General features: G+C 31.4%; 21 protein-coding genes and 1 pseudogene. 6 read left to right on the top strand and 16 right to left on the bottom strand.

Annotation, left to right across the window (positions count from 1 at the left end; translation table 11 throughout):
• Positions 1-283: 283 nt before the first annotated feature.
• On the bottom strand, positions 284-1378 hold the full coding sequence (locus KPL44_RS16790) for an NADH:flavin oxidoreductase (protein ID WP_216252572.1): 1095 nt from the start codon (positions 1376-1378) through the stop codon (positions 284-286).
• Between the two features lie 386 nt (positions 1379-1764).
• On the opposite strand from KPL44_RS16790, the gene KPL44_RS16785 reads away from it, so the two are divergent.
• Positions 1765-1938: a hypothetical protein gene (locus tag KPL44_RS16785; protein WP_216252570.1), complete on the top strand. Its 174-nt coding sequence runs from the start codon at positions 1765-1767 to the stop codon at positions 1936-1938.
• Positions 1939-2128: 190 nt separating this feature from the next.
• On the opposite strand, the gene KPL44_RS16780 is transcribed toward KPL44_RS16785, so the two are convergent.
• From KPL44_RS16780 to KPL44_RS16745, 8 genes are all read right to left on the bottom strand, one after another.
• Positions 2129-3064, bottom strand: a complete 936-nt coding sequence (locus tag KPL44_RS16780; protein ID WP_216252568.1) for a flavodoxin family protein — start codon at positions 3062-3064, stop codon at positions 2129-2131.
• A gap of 33 nt (positions 3065-3097) precedes the next feature.
• Entirely contained in the window at positions 3098-4549 is a 1452-nt protein-coding gene (locus tag KPL44_RS16775) for an MDR family MFS transporter (RefSeq protein WP_216252567.1), read from the bottom strand.
• 106 nt (positions 4550-4655) lie between these two features.
• Entirely contained in the window at positions 4656-5225 is a 570-nt protein-coding gene (locus KPL44_RS16770; RefSeq protein ID WP_216252565.1) for a TetR/AcrR family transcriptional regulator, read from the bottom strand.
• Positions 5226-5309: 84 nt separating this feature from the next.
• A complete protein-coding gene (locus KPL44_RS26080) occupies positions 5310-6683 on the bottom strand; it encodes a sensor histidine kinase (protein ID WP_216252563.1) in 1374 nt (457 codons plus the stop codon).
• Complete coding sequence (locus KPL44_RS16760; RefSeq protein WP_216252561.1) at positions 6674-7336, bottom strand: response regulator transcription factor; 663 nt, start codon at positions 7334-7336, stop codon at positions 6674-6676. Before KPL44_RS16760 ends, KPL44_RS26080 begins: the two co-directional genes overlap by 10 nt.
• Before the next feature lie 37 nt (positions 7337-7373).
• Positions 7374-8144 carry a lantibiotic immunity ABC transporter MutG family permease subunit gene (locus KPL44_RS16755; RefSeq protein ID WP_216252559.1) on the bottom strand — a complete coding sequence of 257 codons (771 nt, stop codon included), beginning with the start codon at positions 8142-8144 and terminating at the stop codon, positions 7374-7376.
• Between the two features lies 1 nt (position 8145).
• Positions 8146-8931, bottom strand: a complete 786-nt coding sequence (locus tag KPL44_RS16750) for a lantibiotic immunity ABC transporter MutE/EpiE family permease subunit (RefSeq protein ID WP_216252557.1) — start codon at positions 8929-8931, stop codon at positions 8146-8148.
• Positions 8928-9647 carry a lantibiotic protection ABC transporter ATP-binding protein gene (locus tag KPL44_RS16745; protein WP_216252554.1) on the bottom strand — a complete coding sequence of 240 codons (720 nt, stop codon included), beginning with the start codon at positions 9645-9647 and terminating at the stop codon, positions 8928-8930. The genes KPL44_RS16750 and KPL44_RS16745 overlap by 4 nt, the downstream gene beginning before the upstream one ends.
• Positions 9648-10066: 419 nt before the next feature.
• Between KPL44_RS16745 and KPL44_RS16735 the strand changes: the two genes are divergently transcribed.
• The 5 genes from KPL44_RS16735 (at position 10067) to KPL44_RS16715 (ending at position 13661) form a co-directional block, all read left to right on the top strand.
• Entirely contained in the window at positions 10067-11356 is a 1290-nt protein-coding gene (locus KPL44_RS16735; RefSeq protein WP_216252550.1) for a hypothetical protein, read from the top strand.
• A gap of 97 nt (positions 11357-11453) precedes the next feature.
• Entirely contained in the window at positions 11454-11942 is a 489-nt protein-coding gene (locus tag KPL44_RS16730; protein WP_216252547.1) for a MarR family transcriptional regulator, read from the top strand.
• Positions 11943-12235: 293 nt separating this feature from the next.
• Positions 12236-12811, top strand: a complete 576-nt coding sequence (locus KPL44_RS16725; RefSeq protein WP_216252585.1) for a flavodoxin family protein — start codon at positions 12236-12238, stop codon at positions 12809-12811.
• Between the two features lie 29 nt (positions 12812-12840).
• Positions 12841-13422: an MATE family efflux transporter gene (locus tag KPL44_RS16720; RefSeq protein ID WP_216252545.1), complete on the top strand. Its 582-nt coding sequence runs from the start codon at positions 12841-12843 to the stop codon at positions 13420-13422.
• Between the two features lie 74 nt (positions 13423-13496).
• Complete coding sequence (locus KPL44_RS16715) at positions 13497-13661, top strand: hypothetical protein (RefSeq protein WP_216252544.1); 165 nt, start codon at positions 13497-13499, stop codon at positions 13659-13661.
• A gap of 968 nt (positions 13662-14629) precedes the next feature.
• Here the strand turns inward: KPL44_RS16715 and KPL44_RS16710 are convergent.
• The 7 genes and pseudogenes from KPL44_RS16710 to KPL44_RS25425 all read right to left on the bottom strand — a co-directional run.
• Positions 14630-15526 carry a DMT family transporter gene (locus KPL44_RS16710; RefSeq protein ID WP_216252542.1) on the bottom strand — a complete coding sequence of 299 codons (897 nt, stop codon included), beginning with the start codon at positions 15524-15526 and terminating at the stop codon, positions 14630-14632.
• 47 nt (positions 15527-15573) lie between these two features.
• Positions 15574-16416: a CPBP family intramembrane glutamic endopeptidase gene (locus KPL44_RS16705; protein WP_216252540.1), complete on the bottom strand. Its 843-nt coding sequence runs from the start codon at positions 16414-16416 to the stop codon at positions 15574-15576.
• Positions 16417-16785: 369 nt separating this feature from the next.
• Entirely contained in the window at positions 16786-17160 is a 375-nt protein-coding gene (locus tag KPL44_RS16700; protein WP_216252538.1) for a desulfoferrodoxin, read from the bottom strand.
• A gap of 42 nt (positions 17161-17202) precedes the next feature.
• The gene (gene rd / locus KPL44_RS16695) at positions 17203-17364 is read right to left on the bottom strand and encodes a rubredoxin (RefSeq protein ID WP_216252537.1); all 162 of its coding nucleotides are present in this window, start codon (positions 17362-17364) and stop codon (positions 17203-17205) included.
• Positions 17365-17443: 79 nt separating this feature from the next.
• A complete protein-coding gene (locus KPL44_RS16690; protein WP_216252536.1) occupies positions 17444-18268 on the bottom strand; it encodes an alpha/beta fold hydrolase in 825 nt (274 codons plus the stop codon).
• 40 nt (positions 18269-18308) lie between these two features.
• Positions 18309-18581 carry a DUF5661 family protein gene (locus KPL44_RS16685; protein WP_216252535.1) on the bottom strand — a complete coding sequence of 91 codons (273 nt, stop codon included), beginning with the start codon at positions 18579-18581 and terminating at the stop codon, positions 18309-18311.
• Positions 18582-18765: 184 nt separating this feature from the next.
• Positions 18766-18885 (bottom strand): annotated as a pseudogene (locus KPL44_RS25425) (glutathione peroxidase); the annotation flags it as partial.
• Between the last annotated feature and the right edge of the window lie 560 nt (positions 18886-19445).

The following is a 19445-nucleotide window of genomic DNA, read 5'->3' as shown; positions in this document are numbered from 1 at the left end:
TCAGCGATATCTATTAGGTAATGCAGCATAAACAAAGCGCCTACCAAATGATAGACGCCTTGCTTGAAATCTTTAATTATTTCCACTGTCTACTTGACAGGGGGCAGTTCAAAGGGGGCTCCTTTAATATAATAATTATATCAATTCAATGTTAATATTTTATACCAAAATAAATAACAAATTGTAAATATTTTGTATTTAAATAAACACCCTCATGGAGGGAAATATGAATATGACATTATGAGAGGTTGTTTTATGATAAATAATTATTTTAGTATCTTACTTATCTATTAAAAATGCAAGAATTTGGTATCTCGTCCCAACATTTATTACAAGAAATACATTTAGGCTTATAATCTTTGTTATCCCTCCATTTATTAATTAAATCTGGCTCACAGAGTAAAGTTCTAGATAATGAGAAATATTGAATTTGCGTAGTATTTAAAATCTCATTCATTAAATCCATATTCTTATTTCCTCCAACTAGGATTACTTTGGCATTTACAACACTTGCAATATTCATTACAGCTTCTTTAAAATATGATTGTTTATCTACAGTATTAATTCCTTTTAAAAATGGAACTTTACCTTCTCCAGAAGATAGGTTAACTGCACTAGGTTCAATCATATCTATTCCTAGTTTATCAATTCTCTTAAAAACTTCTATAGATTCCTCTTTGCTAAGGCCTTGATTTTTATCCATAAAGTCATCAAAATTAATTTTTATCATAATTGGGTAATCCCTGCCAACTCTTTTTCTTATTTCCGCTATTACTTCATAAATTATTCTTGCTCTGTTATGTATATCTCCACCATATTCATCGGTTCTTCTATTATAATAAGGTGTTAAAAATTGGCTTAATAAATATCCATGGGCTGCATGAATTTCTACAGCATCAAAACCAGCTTTTTTTACTCTCACCGCCGCATCACCAAATTTGGCAACAATTACTTTTATATCAGCTTTTGTAGCTTCCTTTGGTGTAATTCCACTTACTATGTTTTTAATAGCTGAAGGTCCATATATGTACATTTCACTGGCATTTGCATGCTCGTTTTGTGAGCCTCCATATACTATCTGCATTGCAATCTTAGTTTCATATTTATGTACTTTATATACTAAAATTTTATATTCTTCAATAAAAGAATCATCATAAATTCCAGACATGCCAGGATTAGGTTTCTCATCCTTTGATATAAATGCATATCCGGTTAGTATTAATCCAACGCCTCCCTTTGCTAGATTCTCATATCGCTGAATAAATGCGTTATTTATATGACCATCATCTTCTGCCATTTCATCCCAAGTAGCCGCTCTAATAAATCTGTTTTTAACCTGCATATTATTAACGGTTGTTTTCTCAAATAAATTTTTCATATCGATCCTCCTTGTTTACTACATCAGACTCTATTATAGGTTCCTAATAATTATTTTACTTGGTAAAGCATCTTCACATATATTATATAATTAGTAGGACATTAATGATAGTATGCACTTTAATGTAAGGTACTAATAAAAAGGAGACTAATGATATGGAGTTATATTTTTCTAAGTTCAATAATTACTCAATCCATGTCAAATATAACTGTTTTTAGCATAAAATTACACAGGCTTTTATCCAAACCTGTTCATTTAACATTTTTTCTATAATGATATTAAGTGAAAAGTCTGATATGATAGGTATACACATTAGTGATTTAATGGACGAATGGAAGGCCAAAATATAAAAAAATAGCTTAAAATAATGATTGATAGGGGAAAACATGAAGATATTTCAAAAGATTAAGAAGTTAAAGAAGATTAAAAAGTTACATGCAGTAGAGAAAATAGATCCGGTTAATGCAGAAGTCGCAAATAATGATTCTGAGAATACTAAACCTTTTAAACTTGATCGACCAATACTAGTAGACTATATGGACAAAAACAATCAAAAATAATAAATATTCAGCATAATGAACGTCGTTAATAGAAAAAGGGCTCCATTGATCGGTTTGTTAATTTACTTCTTCCTATTAGGAGTCATGGCAATTATTGAAGAAAAAAATATTATCCTTTCCGGTGAAAAAATTTTATTATTTAACCTGTTACCGGAAAGGTGAGCAAATCAATATCTGAAAAAATAATGTTTTATTTTTCTGGTTTAGTTGCCGTAATAAATTCCTTATAGTTTTCTAAACGTTGTTTATAATCATCTGATTTCTTTAATTCCATGCTTATAGCAACAGTATTTTTGATATCCTCTACATGAATAAGTTTTCCAGATAAAGTATCATGAGCGTGTTCTAATTGCTCATTTGGGAATTCAAATCTTACTTTACCATCTATAATTTTAACATCACCTTCAATACCACACATACAGCAAATTGCATGTGTAGATTCTCTATCTAAATAGAAGTTTCTACTATGACAATGTGGACAAACTCCTTCCTCTCCTTTATAAGAAGCATTTGCAATATCTTTTGCAGCTTTTGCAAGATTCATACCTATTTCATGTACTCGTGTAACTTTATCATTATCTATAATAATACCTGTAGACCAAGGAAATACTTCGTTATCTATAACTTTCCACATAGGAGTTAATGCTTGTATTGCACAGTCACATTGAAATCTTGTAACCCAGTCTGAACCACCAAACCCTATATAAGAAATCACTTTATCTTTTAATATTCTTGGATCTGGTGCTTTGCTTCCTGTTGCTTTTGCAATTTTAGTTGCTATAACATTATTACCTCTATCCATTCTTGGTCCAAAACGGTCTCTAATTGTAAGGAATAAACTTGGAGTCCCTTTACAGAAAATTGGATTTGTAAAAATTACTCCATCTGCATCTAACATCTTGTTTAGTAACCAATCAAAATCATCTTTTAATACACACATATTTCCTTTTCCTGTCATAAGTGAGGCAACACATGCTGTGCACCCAATACAATATTTTATATCCAAATCTAATAAATGAATAAATTCAACCTCTGCACCCATTTCCTTTGCAGCCATCAAAGCTTCTTTACACATTGAATCATTATTGCCATCTTTTCTTCCACCTGAAATACCTAAAATTTTCATTTTTTATCCTCCTCATTATATATGATATTTAAATTAAAGACCGCTCGCTTTTTCGTTTTCTAGGCTTAAATCAGAGGTTGAACGAGAATTCTTATTTCCAAATTTTAAAGTAAAGGATAAACAAAGTCCTACTAAAACAAATATTACTGCGACTGTTGCACTTGACTGAAATCCAGTAGCTACTGCAATTTGCTCGGAAGCTGAATTATTTAAGGCTTTTAGCTGGGAAGCTGACATAATACCAATAAATAATGAGGAGCCAAGTGCTGCTGATATTTGTTGAAGGGTATTCATAACCGCTATTCCATGTGGGTAAGCTTCTTTTGGTAGTTGGTTAAGAGAACTCGTTTGACAAGGTGACATTGTAAGCCCAACCCCAATGCAGACTACTATATATGAAACCATAATCTTAATAAGAGATGTATCACTATTTGAACGTGATAAAACGAATAATGCCACAAGGATTATAGTAAAACCTACTGGTATTAGTACTTTCACTCCAAATTTATCATAAATTTTTCCGCCTATTGGAGTTACAATTCCACAAGCAAGTGATGCTGGAAGTAATACCATAGCGGCTACAAAAGTTGTTGTTTTAAGGGCTCCTTGAAGGAACATAGGTAACATTACGTTCATAGTGAACATTGTCATCATTGTTAACATAACAAGTACTACCCCTACTGAAAATAAAGGATATTTAAATATACGCATTTCTAACATTGGTTCTTTTAAAGACAATTGACGTTTAACAAATATAATTAATGATATTATTCCAACAATAAAAATTAAACTAATAATCTTCATATTTCCATCACCACTAAAACTACTTATACCATATATAACTCCACCAATTCCGAGGCTTGATAATATGATTGATATAAAATCTATCTTAGGTTTTGTTAGAGTTGACACATTAACTAAATAAATTGAACCTAAAATCATAGCTATTAGTATAAGTGGTATTAGCATTATAAATAATGCATGCCAACTAAAAAATTGTAATAGGATTCCTGAAACCGTTGGTCCAAGTGCGGGCCCAATTGAAATTACACAACCACAAATTCCCATAGCCGCTCCATGCTTTTCGGGTGGGGTTACCAATAATACTGTATTCATTAAAAGTGGAATCATCATTCCAGTTCCCGAGGCTTGTAACATTCTTGAAACAAGTAACATTGCAAAAGAGCTCGAACAAGCTGCACATATTGTTCCGACTAAAAGTAATGTCATTGCCCCTAAAAATAAATGTTTTGTTTCAAATGTTTGAATTAGAAACGCTGTAATTGGCACCATAACTGATACAACTATCATGTATGCAGTAATTATCCATTGCACCGTTCCTGCTGTAACATTCATTTCCTTCATAAGAGGAGATAATGCTACATTTAATATAGTTTCATTAAATACAGCTAAAAATGCGCTGAAGGCTAATACGCCTATAATTGCGGTTGAATTGAATTTTTTTGTAGGTTTTGTTGTTTCCATAAATTTCGTTCCTCCTATTATTAGACCAGTCTTTATAATAAACTCCTAAAAAAACACCTATTATAAAATAGGCATTAATAAATCATTTAAATTTCATATTCCATTACTATATATTTATTAAATTAGGTATTTGTTTAGCTAGGATTCTAAGTGAATCACCATTTTTCTTTGTAAGTGATAAGGTAATTCCGCCTTCTACCATTGCAGCAATTACACAACCTAATTCATATGCTTTATCTTTGCTAATTCCAGAGTTGATTAATTTTTTTGCATATATATTTTCTAATGAAGTAAATATCTCGTCGCAAGCGTTCCTTAAAATTTCACTTGTTATATATGTCTCTAAAGCTATTAAGCTTATAGAAATATCTGGAGTACTTTTTTCATTATCAATTAGTATTGCAATGTTTTCTATATTAAATTTAATAGCTTCAATTGGATCTTCGATACTGTCTAATGCATTAATTACTTTAGTTATTATTTTTTGACCTGCTAATTTTACGGATTCTAAGGCAAGTTGCTCTTTTCCTTTAGGAAAATGATAATATAATGATCCTTTTGGTGCTCCACTTTTTGCTAAAATCTCATTTAGCCCAGTTGCGTTATATCCCTTGATTTGAAAAAGTCTTGATGCAGTTTCTATAAATTTTTCTTTTACATTTACCTTATTATTCATATCGGTATACCTCTCTAATAAATTATAGTGACTGGTCTATATTTTTTATTATACTTTAGGTTATAACAAATGTCAATAATTAAATCATCTCCTGCGGAGCTCTACTGGCAATAATATTACAATCTGTCCACCGCCTGTATATATATCATTCTGTATGCGAAGCGTACCATTATGAACCTTAATTACCTTATCAGCAAAAGCTAATCCGATACCGTAATGTCCTGTTTGACTTCGGCTTTTATTATTTGTATAAAACATTTCTGTAGCTTTTTTTAAGGCTTCAGAAGAAAACCCTTTTCCAGAGTCGGTAATAACAAAAGAAGCTAAATTATCTCTCAGAGAAACCTCTAAATTTAATGATGTTTCATTCGGAGTATATTCAAGTGCATTTATAATAATATTCATGAATGTCCGTTTCATTGAAGAATAATCAATGATCCATATTACCTCTTTGGGCATGTGGTTATTAATCCCAAAACGAATATCTCGATTCCCAATAGATGCAAGTGTATCCTTTTGAATTATATTTAGAAATTCATTTATATTGTTTGTTTCTTTATGCATGGTGAAAATTTGATCGTTTTGAGAAGTATCAATCAACAGTTGTGTGTATTCTTCGATTTCACTTGTTGCCTCTATGATTTCATTTGCGTAGTCTAATGCCTTTTCATCCTTTTGTGTAAGACTCAACAGTTCTGCATTTCCTTTAATAATGGTAATAGGTATCTTAATGTCATGTGCCAATGAACTAATCTGTTCTTGCTTGTTTTTTTCTTGTTCAAATTGGTAAGTTAAGGACTTTTTAAGATTATGACGCAAACTGTCCAAGGAATTCATAACCTTTTGATGTTCTACAAAACAGGTAGGCTGAACTTCAAAATCAAGATCCTGCTGCTGAATCTTTTCGGTGATCAAACTAAATTTGTTTAATTCTTTTTTTATTTTGTTCGAAAATTGCAAAGAAAGAGCATATAGCGCAATTAATAAAATAACAACAAAAATTGCAACGATAGTTATCTCAGGATAAGGTATTAGCCTTCGAAATATTGGATTCGCAAATTGGACAATCAATTGGTAATGAATGACGCAGTATGATTCTGGCCGCTCAATTACCTCATAAACATTAGTTCCTAGTTGATGATTCTTAACATTAATTTTTGCTTTTTCGGTTTCAGATTTATTCATAGTACCATTAATAGTTTTTAAAGTTTGTTTATCTAAAATCACATATTTTAAGTTTTCGGGTATTAATTGAGGAGTTACTTGTTTAGCATTTTTTATATTTGTTTTAGCCTTTTCTACTAATCGCTGTGAATGGTTGGCTGATAGAAGAATGCCGGAACTTCCCATATAACTGAAAATAAGTAAAATAACAAATAAAAACATTATAGAAGAAAATCCTATTTTAAAAATAAATTTAATAATATAAACTTGTAAGGATGTTTTTTTTATTTCCACATGTATCCAACTCCCCAAACCGTTTCAATAGGGAAACAATTATATTCTTTGAATTTATTGCGGATTAATCGGATATATTCAGTAATCACTGAAAATTGGGTATCGCTACTAAAATCATAAATCGCTTCAAAAATTCCCTGCTTTGTAAATACTTTACCTCTGTTCAATGCTAAAAACTCACAAATGTTGTATTCATTTTTCGTATACGCAATAAGATTGTTACAAACCCTAATCTCCTTTTTATCAAAGTCAATTGTAATATTGTCATACACTAACTTTCTCGTGGGCTTTCCACGGGTTTCTCGCCGTAGGTATGCATCAACACGGGCGTTGAGTTCCATTACTCCAAAGGGTTTTTTTATATAATCGTCACCTCCAAGCATTAGAGCTCTAACAATTGCTGATTCTTCTGTTTTTGCTGTTAAGAAAATAATTGGACAATCTACTGTATGGCGTATTTTCTCACAAAGTTTAAATCCGTCTATTCCTGGCATCATTATATCCAGTAAGATCAAATCATATCCACAAAAGGTTTCTATAGGAGTATTTTCTGCATTTTGTAATGTAACCACATTATGTTGGTTGATTTCTAAAGCGTTTTTTATCAATTTTAAAATTCGCTTATCATCGTCCACAGCTAAAATTTTCGCCATATTTTCACCTCCATTATTTACATAATACTTTTTCTGATTATTTTTGTCTACCTTCCCAAAAATGAAATGTAAAAATATAAACAGCAACGCAGAAAATTGTCATTACTCCCATACACATCAATCCTATATCCATCCCACCTTGAGGGTAAGAAATATACTTCAGTGGTATTTTACTTAAATCATTAAATCGAAGTGCAACTATAAAGTCGATAAATCGTACAGACCAGACCCAAGGTAAAAACATCCAAATACTATCTCCCTGACTCGTAGAAGCTAAAGCTACAATGATAACTCCAGAAAATCCGACCATAGTGCAAACTCCTGTATTGAAATGATAAGCTAAAATTAAATATAAACTATAAAGGAAGATAACGCTTAAAAATATCAATCCTCCTGTTTTAAAAAATAAAAGATAATTGATGTTAGTTACATGTAATATCCATTTCATTGATATCATAAATAACAGGATAGCTGAAAATATAGCACCTAAACACATTGTGAGTAACATGCACAATTGGCTTATAAAAGTAGTTGTTTTATGTGGAAGTTTACCAATCATCATTTGATAATCTCCAGCCTGTTTCTCTTGACTTGCAATTAATCCACAAAGTGCTGCAGCAAGCAGTGGAAAGGCAAAACCAATCATCTTAAAAAAAATCACAAACAAGCCTAAACTACTCAACTTGCCAAAGCGACTAAAAGTCATAATGGCAACTAAAAGAAAAGGCATTACAATATGTGACCAAAGAAAAACACTGTGTTTGTTTTTAAAAAATTCTGCTTTATAACTATGCCAAAATACACTCATATTAATGCACCTCACTTCTTTTAAATGAAAAGCTGGTGAGAAAAGTTAGAATTAAAAATAGAAAAACACCTAATAATATACCTATTGGAATAACTCCACTGTTTAATAAAGTACTGTTTGATTCTAATGGAAGACCATTTGGATGAAGGTGTAATAGTGGACATTGTAACCGCAAAGGCCAAGTCCATGGATTCATCCACCACAAAGAAGAAGCAGCTTTTCCTGCGCCAAGTTCTAAATTAGCTGCACAAGTTATAAATAGTAAAACAAAAAAGTTTATTTTTTTACTTAACCATAAGCATAAAGGAATCTGCCAAAGTGATACCAACCAACTTATGATAATGGCTATAAAGTAATTGTAAAATGGGACATTACTCAAATGTTGTCCCATTATTAAGATCCCATTTGTTGATGCCTTAATAATGGTAAAGTTTAATATAAGAATAAGTATACCTAAAAAAACAGAGGATACTAAAGTGAATAATGATAAAAGTATAATTTTAGATATCCAACTTTTTCTTAAATTAATAGGAAAAGAAAAAATTGTTTTGTAACCTGTACTATTTTGTTCAAGTTTATGAAACATACCTGTAAGTAAGGAAATTAAAGCTGGCAACCATAATAATGACCAATGATTAATCGAAGTAATATCAGCGCTCTTGATATCGCCTCCTAAAAAACCAAAAATAGAGGCAAGGGCCACAGATAATATTGGTATAAAAATTGTTAATTTACGGAGCATAGTTCTCTTGGTTTTTAATGTTTCCGATATTAAATATTTTTTCATCTGGCAATGCTCCTTTTTTCATTATTTTTATCTGCAACATTCATAAACAAAGTTTCCAAATCTTCATTCTCGTTAATTTCACCTTGATAACCTAAGATGCCACCGCTCATAATCCCAACATAGTCTATAACCTGTTCTACTTCGGATAAAACGTGACTGGATAAAATTACAGTGATTCCTTGCTCAGGAAAAGATTTTATTAATTTTCGTAAGTCAAGAATACCAATGGGATCTAACCCATTAGTGGGCTCATCTAAAATCAACAATTTAGGATGATTCAGAATTGCAGTAGCAATTCCTAAACGCTGTTTCATTCCCATAGAAAAATGCTTGGCTTGCTTTTTTTCTGTATTTGTCAAATCTACAATTTCTAATACTTCGGAAATACGGTGATCTGGTAATCCTAAAAGAGTGGTATGAACTTTTAAATTTTCATGTGCAGTTAAATTCCCATAGATAGGTGGCTGCTCAATCAAGGCACCAATGTTTTTTAAATCATTACGGCTCCATGGATGTCCATCAAAATTAATTTCACCCGAAGTTGGCTTTAATAGTCCTGTTATCATTTTTAATGTGGTAGATTTACCTGCGCCATTAGCCCCTAGTAATCCATAAATATGATTTTTCGGAACTGAGATGGAAATAGCATCTACTGCATATTCCTTTTTAAATATTTTCGTTAATTCTTGGGTTACTAATAAATAGTCTTTTTGCATAATTAACACTTCCTTTTTTATTTATAAAAGAAGCATATCAAATAAAAACCAAGATTTTAACAAAAACCAAATTGTATACCCCTGGGGTTTAATAAGGCTAATTTTTCTTGTTGCCTGCGTTAATTTCTTCTCCATCTATTGTAAGTACACGTGGAGTGTTGAGTTTTCTCCCTTTATATTGAGATAAGTGTCTTGGCGACCTGCAAAAAAAGCAAACGTCAGGTCCTCTGCATTTACAATGATTTTATTATCTAAATTTAACATTAGTGTTCTCAATTAAAAATTATAATTTATGGGACAAGTTGTGGTATTATGTAATCATTAACAATAAAACTATTCTTTGTAAATTCATATTTGAATAGCTTGTATTGAAATTTTATTTAAATGCATAAAAATATAAAAACAGGGGTGTTTTATTAATGAAAAATTTTAAAAGCATTATGATGATGGGGTTTATGTTATTGATAGTTATACTGTCAAAGCCAGTGATGGCACTGGGGTTAGATAGTTTTACCAATGTTCCAAATTTCTCAGTGGTAATAGGAGATAATATGTATACTTTAGAGTATGCAAATAATCCAACGAATGCGAGGCTGATTAGTGATACAGTAGTTAAAAATAAAGGTGATATTTTTATAAAAACTGATGAAACTGGTTGGATAAAAAATAGTGATGGAAAACAAGTTAATAAGGATTCTGTAGACATTTCGACTATTAAATATAATAATGGTCAAGGGATCGGAAGTACTTTAAGCACACCAGTTAAAGAAACTTCTGGAATTCCTGTAACTTTAAAAGCTATGAAGATTATTCAGTTTACTTCAGCTATAACGAAGACTGGAGAAACCACAGCTATTTTTAAATACAGAGTATTAGATGAAAATGGCATAGATATTACTAAAACAGTTTTAGATATAGAGGGATCTGCTACTTCATATTCATCAGTAATCATCGATCCATTATCAGGTACAGGCACTATAACATTTGAAACTTTTGCTTATATAGATAAAGACTATATGGTTCTATTAGGTATTAAAAACAAAGGAGCAATAGGGCTAAGTTCAAAAGCTGCAGCACCCATTAATAGTACTCCTACAGAAATAGCTCAGGGCAATATAGCTGATGCACAAGCACAAGCGGCGTCACCTATATCTGAATTTATGTTTGATACAAAGGAATTAACGAAGACTAGTGATACCACCGCCACTTTCAAGTATCAGGTAATAAATAAAAATGGTCGTGATATTACACAAGTAATTCCAGCATCACAGCTAGTTGGAAATTCAATCATAACAAGCTTAGATCCATCAACAGGTACAGGTACGATAACATATAAGTTTTCTGATACTAATGAAAAAATCACCCTTACATTAAGTGATACCATAACTGGAGCAACAACAAGTTCAATATTTAATACTGTAAATTCAAAAATAGATAAAATTAAAGTGATATCAACAAAGATAGGAACTCATGGAGATATTGGGTATGCATTATATAGTGTATATGACCAATATGGAAATGATGTTACCAATGGAACCAATGTGACGTTCTCATCTAATATTGCTCAAGTTAAAGCTAATAATGGTGTGCTTACAATAACAGCAAACGCGGGAATTGATTTTAGTACGATTAGCTCATTGGTGATAAATGGATATGATTTAAAAAGTGGAGTTTCAACAAGTGTAACATTAGCTACAATTCAAGGTTGAGTGATAAAGAAACTGTTATAATAATGAATGTAAACAAAAGATAAAATTTTGTTGAGGTAATTGATATTTTTTTAAATGAGGTATGGGAGGATAGGTCATGAACAAAGAAGAACAGGTCATAATGGGTTTCAGGGACTTATTCAACAAGAGGGTTTCACTTAATAAGTTTAAGATGAAAGACAGTCTTAAGGGTTATAAGTCTTCTGAAGTACATTGCATCGAATACATTGGAAGCAATGTAGATTCCAATGTGACAAAACTTGCGGAGTACTTTTATATGACTAGGGGTGCCATAAGTAAAATAACTAAAAAGCTCATAAAAAAGGGCATTATCGAAAGCTATCAGAAACCGGATAACAAGAAAGAAATCTATTTTAGGCTTACTGAGCAAGGGAAAGTAATTAACAAAGTCCATGGGGAACTGCACAAAGAGTTTCAAGAGCGGGATAAAGTCGTATTTGAGCAGGTAACCGAGGAACAATTTGATATCATGCTTAGTTTCATGGAAAAGTATAGCAGGCATTTGGATGCAGAAATAAAGAAACAAGGTGGTGCAGATATAATAAATCAAAATGATTTTGAATAATGGTGTTGTATCAAAAAGTAGCCTAAATGGGGCTGTATCAAAACGCTGAAACATGAGCGTATGATGCAGCTCTATTTTATTGTTGACAAGGAAACAATAAAATGATAGAGTATTTATGTTTCCAAGGAAACATAAATACTTTTTTAGAGAGGTGAGAATTCTAAATGTGTAAATTTAAGTCAATAAACAATCTACAGAATAACCCGTTAATATATAAAGAAAGAATCAAATAAGTAGTGTAAAAGAATTTACACTACTGAAAATTTAAGGAGGGTCATTATATGGAAAAGAAAATGAAAGTCATGGGATTTATCGGAAGTCCGCGAAAAAAAGGCAACACTGCATGGATAGTAAACAAAATACTAGAAGGTGCGAAAGAAGAAGGTGCCGAAACTAAAGTCTGGGCTTTCAACGATCTTGATATCAAACCGTGCCAGGGTTGTTTGGGCTGCCACAATGGTGACGGGGGTTGTGTTATATGCGACGATATGCAGAAACTTTATGAAGAGCTTAAGGATGTCGATGCTCTTGTTCTAGGCTCGCCGGTTTACATGGGGCAGATGAGCGCCCAGGCGAAGATATTCGTCGACAGGTTGTCCGCAACAAACCATCCGCGATTTTATCCGCAATTCAAGGAACGTGCTGCGATAAAGATGATTCTTGTGTTTGATCAGGGTAATCCTGATTCTAGCCTGTTTCAGACGTATTATGATTATATGAAAAAAATGTTTCAGATGCTGGAATTCGATGTTAAAGACGTAGTTGTCGTTAATGGTATGCGAAATGGACCGGCGCATGAAAGAAAAGATTTGCACACTTCCATGAAGGGTATCGGTTTGTCATTGGTTTCAGAGAAAATTTTAAGATAGGAATATCCTCTTTCTTATTAGATGCATTTATGATTATTTCCGTTTTATTGCTAAATAATTTTTCAGCATACTATGGCGACTATGCTGTTGCTGCATTTGGAATATCTCAGCGAATTGCCCAACTTGCTCAGTTTGCTGCTAAAGGTTTATATATTGGAGTTATTCCCTTAATTGCTTATGCATATGCAGCTAAGAATATAAAGCGAATGAAGAGTATTATAAAGATTACTGCAGCCTATATTGCAATCCTAACTTTCGCATTTTCATTAATAATATTTATTTTCAGAGAATCAATAGTACGTTTATTTAGCAACAATACTTATGTAATAAACACGGGTATATACATTTTGATAGCTTTGCTTATTTCAGCTTTGTTTGCTAGCATTACTGGTCTTTTTATAGGGATATTCCAAGGAGCTGGAAGAGGTAAAGAGGCAACCATAATGTCTGTAGTGCAGGGAATATTATTAATTCCTATTATGGTTTTAGGAAAATATACTTTTGGTTTAGATGGGGTTATATGGTCGATGACTATAACAGAAATATTAACTTGCATAATAGGATTATATTTATGGATTAGGCTTAAGCGGGATATTTCTATGAAGGAGTAAAAATATATAGATATTTGCATAAAGATTATGAGAATATAATATTATATAAATAGTTTGAATTGGAGATATTAGATATGAAAATTAAAGATAAGGATATATATGAGATTTTTTTAAGTTTATCATATAGTCAATTAAAAGATTTATTTAGAAAGGCAAAGAGTAAACAAGAGCAAGATTTTTATATGATGTTATCTAATATGGTTTTACAAAGAGAGCAAGAAAAGGTAAGAGGTAAATAAATATCCTAAGGCTGTTGTAGTTGTAGGTGAAACCTGTTCAAGTTAGTGGAATTATTGAACCATAGTTCCGGCAAGTTTCTAAGCCTTAATTTTGGACTAAGTATATTAAGGTGCTAGTACCTAGCACCTTAATATTAAAAATGTATCGAGTAGTACTCAGTACTATTATGATGGAGTATTAAGTAATCTAACTCTGTTATTAGCACTTAATTTAAGTGCTAATAATTATACGTATTGTTAAAACGTTTACAAACAGCTACTAAATAATAAATTATGTAATGCTGATCTCGTTAATATCATTGGTGATTGATTACAATTCAATTTTTTTAATTTAGTAGTCGCTTCAAGTCTTTTTCTCCATTTGATTTTGGAGCGTGTCATTTTGACTAAACTTTTAATAGCATCAGATTTAATTTTAATTTTATATGTTACTAATATTTTAATCACCTCACTTATTCTAGATATTAGTATCTTTAAATTTTAGATATTTAAAATACTACCCAGTTAATATATATTTTTATTATAACATTTAAAGCATTATATAACAATTAACTCGCTTATATCGGATGGTTTTAAAATTATTTAATTTTGGATAAATCGTTTAAATGGTAAAAAGGAAGCCTTACCATTTAAAACAGATATGGAATCAAAATCATTAAATGGAGTTTCAAAATTGTTTGAGTTAAGGTAAAAGTAATTAAGAAAAAGAAGGGATAGTATGATACTAGGAATAGGCTCAAGTGGAAGAAAAGATATTAGCATGTTCCTTTAGCTCTTTTGAATACACCTTGGCGCATATTAATCCCTTTAATAAGTTAAATAGGATATAATGTGTATAGAAAATAAAAAGAAGCGGTTAGAGAGGATGAGGATATAAAATAAGGTGTGATTCAGAGAAATTAACATTCAAGCAAGGAGCCAAAAGTAAAACTCCTTGTCACAATAAAGGAATGAAACCAGTGATTTGCTTATATAAATAAAAGTGAAATACCTAACAAAGTTATAACTGCTCCAAATATTTCTCTTGGAGCAATTCTTTCCTTAAATACAATAATTGAAATAGGTATTAGTAGTATTGGAGTTATTGATGTTATTGTTGAAACTACTCCAGTTGATGCATGTTGAACAGCTAGTAAAGAGAGGGATACTCCTACAAATGGACCAAATAGTGAACCAATAGAAATATATTTCATTGCCCGCCTATCTTTAACCGCAACAACTAGCTCACCCCACTTCTTTAATACAGAAATGACAATTGAAAACCCAATAATTGCTGCTATAATTCTAATTTGAGTTGCAGCAAACGGATCATATGATCCCATCCCAAACTTACTAAAAACAAGACCAAAAGCTTGCCCTAATGCACCTATAAAAGCATATACTAATCCCTTAATTGGATGGGATAACCTTACCTTTTTATTACCTGGATTTTTAGTCAGGATTACAAGAGCGATACCAACAATAGTTATTATCATGCCCGAAAGCCCGAGCACCGTGATTTTTTCACCCATAAGAAGGAATCCTGTAATCGCTGTTATTGGTGGTACCGTTGACATAATTAACATTGATATACGTGCGCCAACTTCAACATATGCCTGAAACAAAAATAAATCCCCTATAACAAAACCAACTATTCCTGAAAAAGTTAACCATAACCAGGTAGAACTGGAAGCATCTATTGGCAAGATCATTCCTCTAGAAAATAAATTATAAATTGATATTAATATAAATGCGATAATAAGTCTTATTAAATTTACTGATATCGACCCGACTTTTTTTCCTGCGGCTTCAAATGATACAGCAGTAATTGTCCAACATAATGCAGTTGCAAGTGCAGCCATTTCGCCTAAGTGTGATTGAAACATCTAATATTACTCCATTCTCCTTGTTCTTCAAGGATTAGTTTAGCTTATTATCTTTCTATAAATTCTTTGTATATATCTAATGTATCTCCTGGTTTCTTTCGAGTGTACCATCTATAAGCAAAAATTAAAATTGTAATCCCTACAAGAAACAATATACCACGAATTATCATGGAATACTTTCCACTTAATAATTGGAAGGAGCCTGAAATTGTAATTCCAACAGAATTATTTATAAAGTGTGCAAATATACATAAATATATTGAATTCGAGCTTAAGTATATAGCTCCAATAATTAATCCTAATAAAAATGCGTTTATGCCCTGGGGGATATTCATATGAACTAATGCAAAAATTAAGGCGGATATTATAAGTGCTAAGTTTGGATTTATTTTGTTTGCCATACCCTTTAGAAGTATTCCTCTAAAAATGACTTCCTCATATATAGGTGCTATAACTGCAATGGTAAGTATCATAATAATAGGTGAAATAGACATTTCTCCAAAGGCTTGACTTATAAAATTGGGCATAGGTATCTTATCAACTAAGTATATTAAGCTATTATCGTAAGCTAAACGAAAACCTATAATAATTACAGCAACATGAATAAATTTTTTCTTATCTAAACCTTGTTTACGGGGCATATCATAGGATATTTTACTATACCATTTTAATAAAAGAGTAATAACAAAAAATTTAATTATTACATCAGCTACAAGGTCTATATATGGTAATGCAGTAGAATATTTTTTAGAAAGTATATTGATAATAACGATAGGTATTTGTCCTAATGATTCTAATAAAACCATTAGAATCATTATAAAAAACGCTTTTTTTATTGTTATTTTTTTAATATTTATAGTTCCTTTTTCTATATTTCTTAAAAAATTCATAATATCACACTCTCAAACTTATTGTATTCTTTAATCTAATTTAAATTAATACTATTTAGATTATACTATATGTTTATTAAAATGTCGTTAATAATACAATTCCACTTTAATAATAGCTTTTACAATAAGAGAGGACTAAAGTAAGCTACTTTAGTCCTCTCTTGTGTACTGGAATTTTACCTGATATTTTATAAAAATTAAAGAAATGTTTAAAGCTGTGAGTTTAATTCACTGCTTTATTCATTTCTTTAAAAAAACAATTAGTTTCACTATTTAGTTTTTAATAGTTTTCTGTATCTAGCCTCATGTCTTTTCTCAACATTTAACCTCATCATAAAGTATATATTTAATTAAATTCAGTGAAATATTCTATACTTTCCATAATCCATGAACATTACAGTATTCTCGTGCACTCAAAATCTCTTCTTCTAGAAGAAATATAGCTTCAGGTTTATCGCCAGGATTTAGATGTTTTCTGTACATTTTATTTGCAGTTTGAATTTCTATCCATTCAATATAATGTGTTTCTAACATGGGATGTAGAGCAGCACCAACTTTAACAAGAACTCCACCTTTAACTTTTTCAACAACGGGCACATGCTTTTCTTTCGCTGCATCCACGGTATTCTCAATTTGCTGTATCATTGGTTGTCCACAACAAACTAAAACTCCATCACCTGCATGTACAATCTCTACTATATTACCGCAAATTTTACATTTATAAACTTCTTTAATCTTATTCATAATTATACCTCCTAAATTTTGTGTTTGATTTATTGAGAAACGTTATTTCTTTTTTTCAAAATTTGATTTTATAGCTCCACATACTGGACAAACCCAATCTTCTGGAATATCCTCAAACTTAGTGCCTGGGGCTATTCCACCATCTGAATCTCCTGTTGCTGGATCATACTCGTAACCACATACTGAACAAACGTAAATATCCATAAAAACATCTCCTCTTAATTTATTTAATATTATAAATGACTTATAAGTGTATTCTTATACCATTATCATAAAAACGATCCTACATCTTAATGAATTCCAATAAATCGGCATTAAGCTTATCTTTATGAGTGTATGCCAGACCGTGGGGTGCACCCTTGTAAATCTTTAGGATTGAATTCTTTACCAACTTTGATGAACTGAGACCTGCGGCACCAATTGGCACAACTTGATCATCGTCACCGTGAATGATTAACGTTGGTACGTCAAACTTCTTGAGATCTTCTGTGAAATCTGTTTCTGAGAACGCCTTAATGCAATCAAATGTATTTTTACTACCTGCTTGCATCCCTTGAAGCCAAAACGAGTCGATCATACCCTGTGATACCTTTGAACCAGGTCTATTTGCTCCGAAGAACGGACCACTGGCAAGATCTTTGTAGAATTGCGAACGGTCTGCCAGGGAATTAGAGCGAATTTCATCGAACACCTCAATAGGTAAGCCAAGTGGATTGCTTGCTGTTTTTAGCATAAATGGTGGAACAGATGATATAAGAGCTGCCTTGGCCACACGTTTTGTTCCGTGTCTACCTATATATCGGGAAATTTCGCCACCTCCCGCAGAGAACCCAACTAAGATAACATTCTTTAAGTCGAGTGTTTCGATGAGCTCCGAGAGATTGTCTGCATAGGTATTCATCTCGTTACCAATCCAAGGTTGGCTCGATCGTCCATGGCCACGACGATCATGAGCGATACAGCGATAGCCGTTTGAAGCTAAGAACATCATTTGAGCCTCCCAACTATCTGAATTGAGTGGCCAACCATGGCTAAACACAACAGGTTGTCCTGTGCCCCAGTCTTTATAATAAATCTGTGTACCATCTTTCATAGTAATCATGCTCATTATTTTTGCCTCCTCTATATATTTTTTATTTTATGTTAAATTATTTATTTTCCCAATATTTTGCTGCTTCAGTTTCCATTTTTTCAAGTCTGTTATAGTAGTCAGGAAATTCTATCAAATGTGCAAGTGCAATTTTGCCTGTAATTAATGAATCATTATTTGAAACATTGGTATGTGGATCTATTGTGCCATGTTCAAGTTCAACGTCAAGTCCCATTCTAAATTGTTCTGTACTAAACTTGCTCCAGTTTATACCAAGGTTTTCACCTATTTCCTTAGCCTGTTCCCTCGTAAATATCTTTTTTTCAGACATAAAAACTACCTCCCTTTAAATATTTTTTTTATTCTTTTTCTATCGGTTTATCATCGTATACAAAGTTACAAGGTTTTCCCTCACAATTTAAGACTTCTTCATCATCATTGCCAGTATAGATTTTTTTATTATTTACGTCTGTTTCAAATTTATCTATTACTGGGATGTTATTATGTTTTGATAACTATAAGAGCTGTTCAATATCTTTCGACATAGCGAAAGGTTCAGTTGTTGGTTCATATCTTTTAACTATTCTACCATCTCTGTCAATAAGAAATTTCGTGAAATTCCATTTTGTTGAATTGCTTTATAATCATAAATTGACATTTTCACCCCTCCATTTTGTATATAAATTTATCGATACTAAAATGTTAGATAACATAAATTTTCACAAGAACTATAATTTTATTAGCAAAATTGTCTTGCTCTATTTTCCGTTTATGAAAATTACCCTCCTATAAAATAGTTATATAATTTAACACCTATTCAATATGGGACTAATAATTCCTTATTGCATAGGTATAATCATAACATTATAAAAAAATGATAATTAGTTTATAATGGTACCTGCAAATGTATAAAAAATTTAGAATATTTTATACAATATACCATATATGCTATCAAATTTCAACATTTTGCGACAAAGAAATCGTGAAAGTGTATTTAGCTGATAGATATTTCATTTAGCTAATTCCTTAAATGTTTCTAAATTTTCAAATAATATTCTATTGGCAATTGTCTCTAGTTTTTCTTCCGCGGATATTGACCCTTTGCTAAATTCATCAAAATCTAAAAGAATATATTTAGGTCTGTGTATTCAATTATAAATGAAAATTATTTTAAAATATGAAAAAGGTAATTTAT

It is taken from the genome of Clostridium sp. DSM 17811, assembly GCF_018861905.1.
Taxonomy (GTDB): Bacteria; Bacillota; Clostridia; order Clostridiales; family Clostridiaceae; genus Clostridium_AD; species Clostridium_AD frigoriphilum.
The sequence above is the reverse complement of the archived record's forward strand: the minus strand, read 5'-3'. Positions and strand labels throughout refer to the sequence as shown.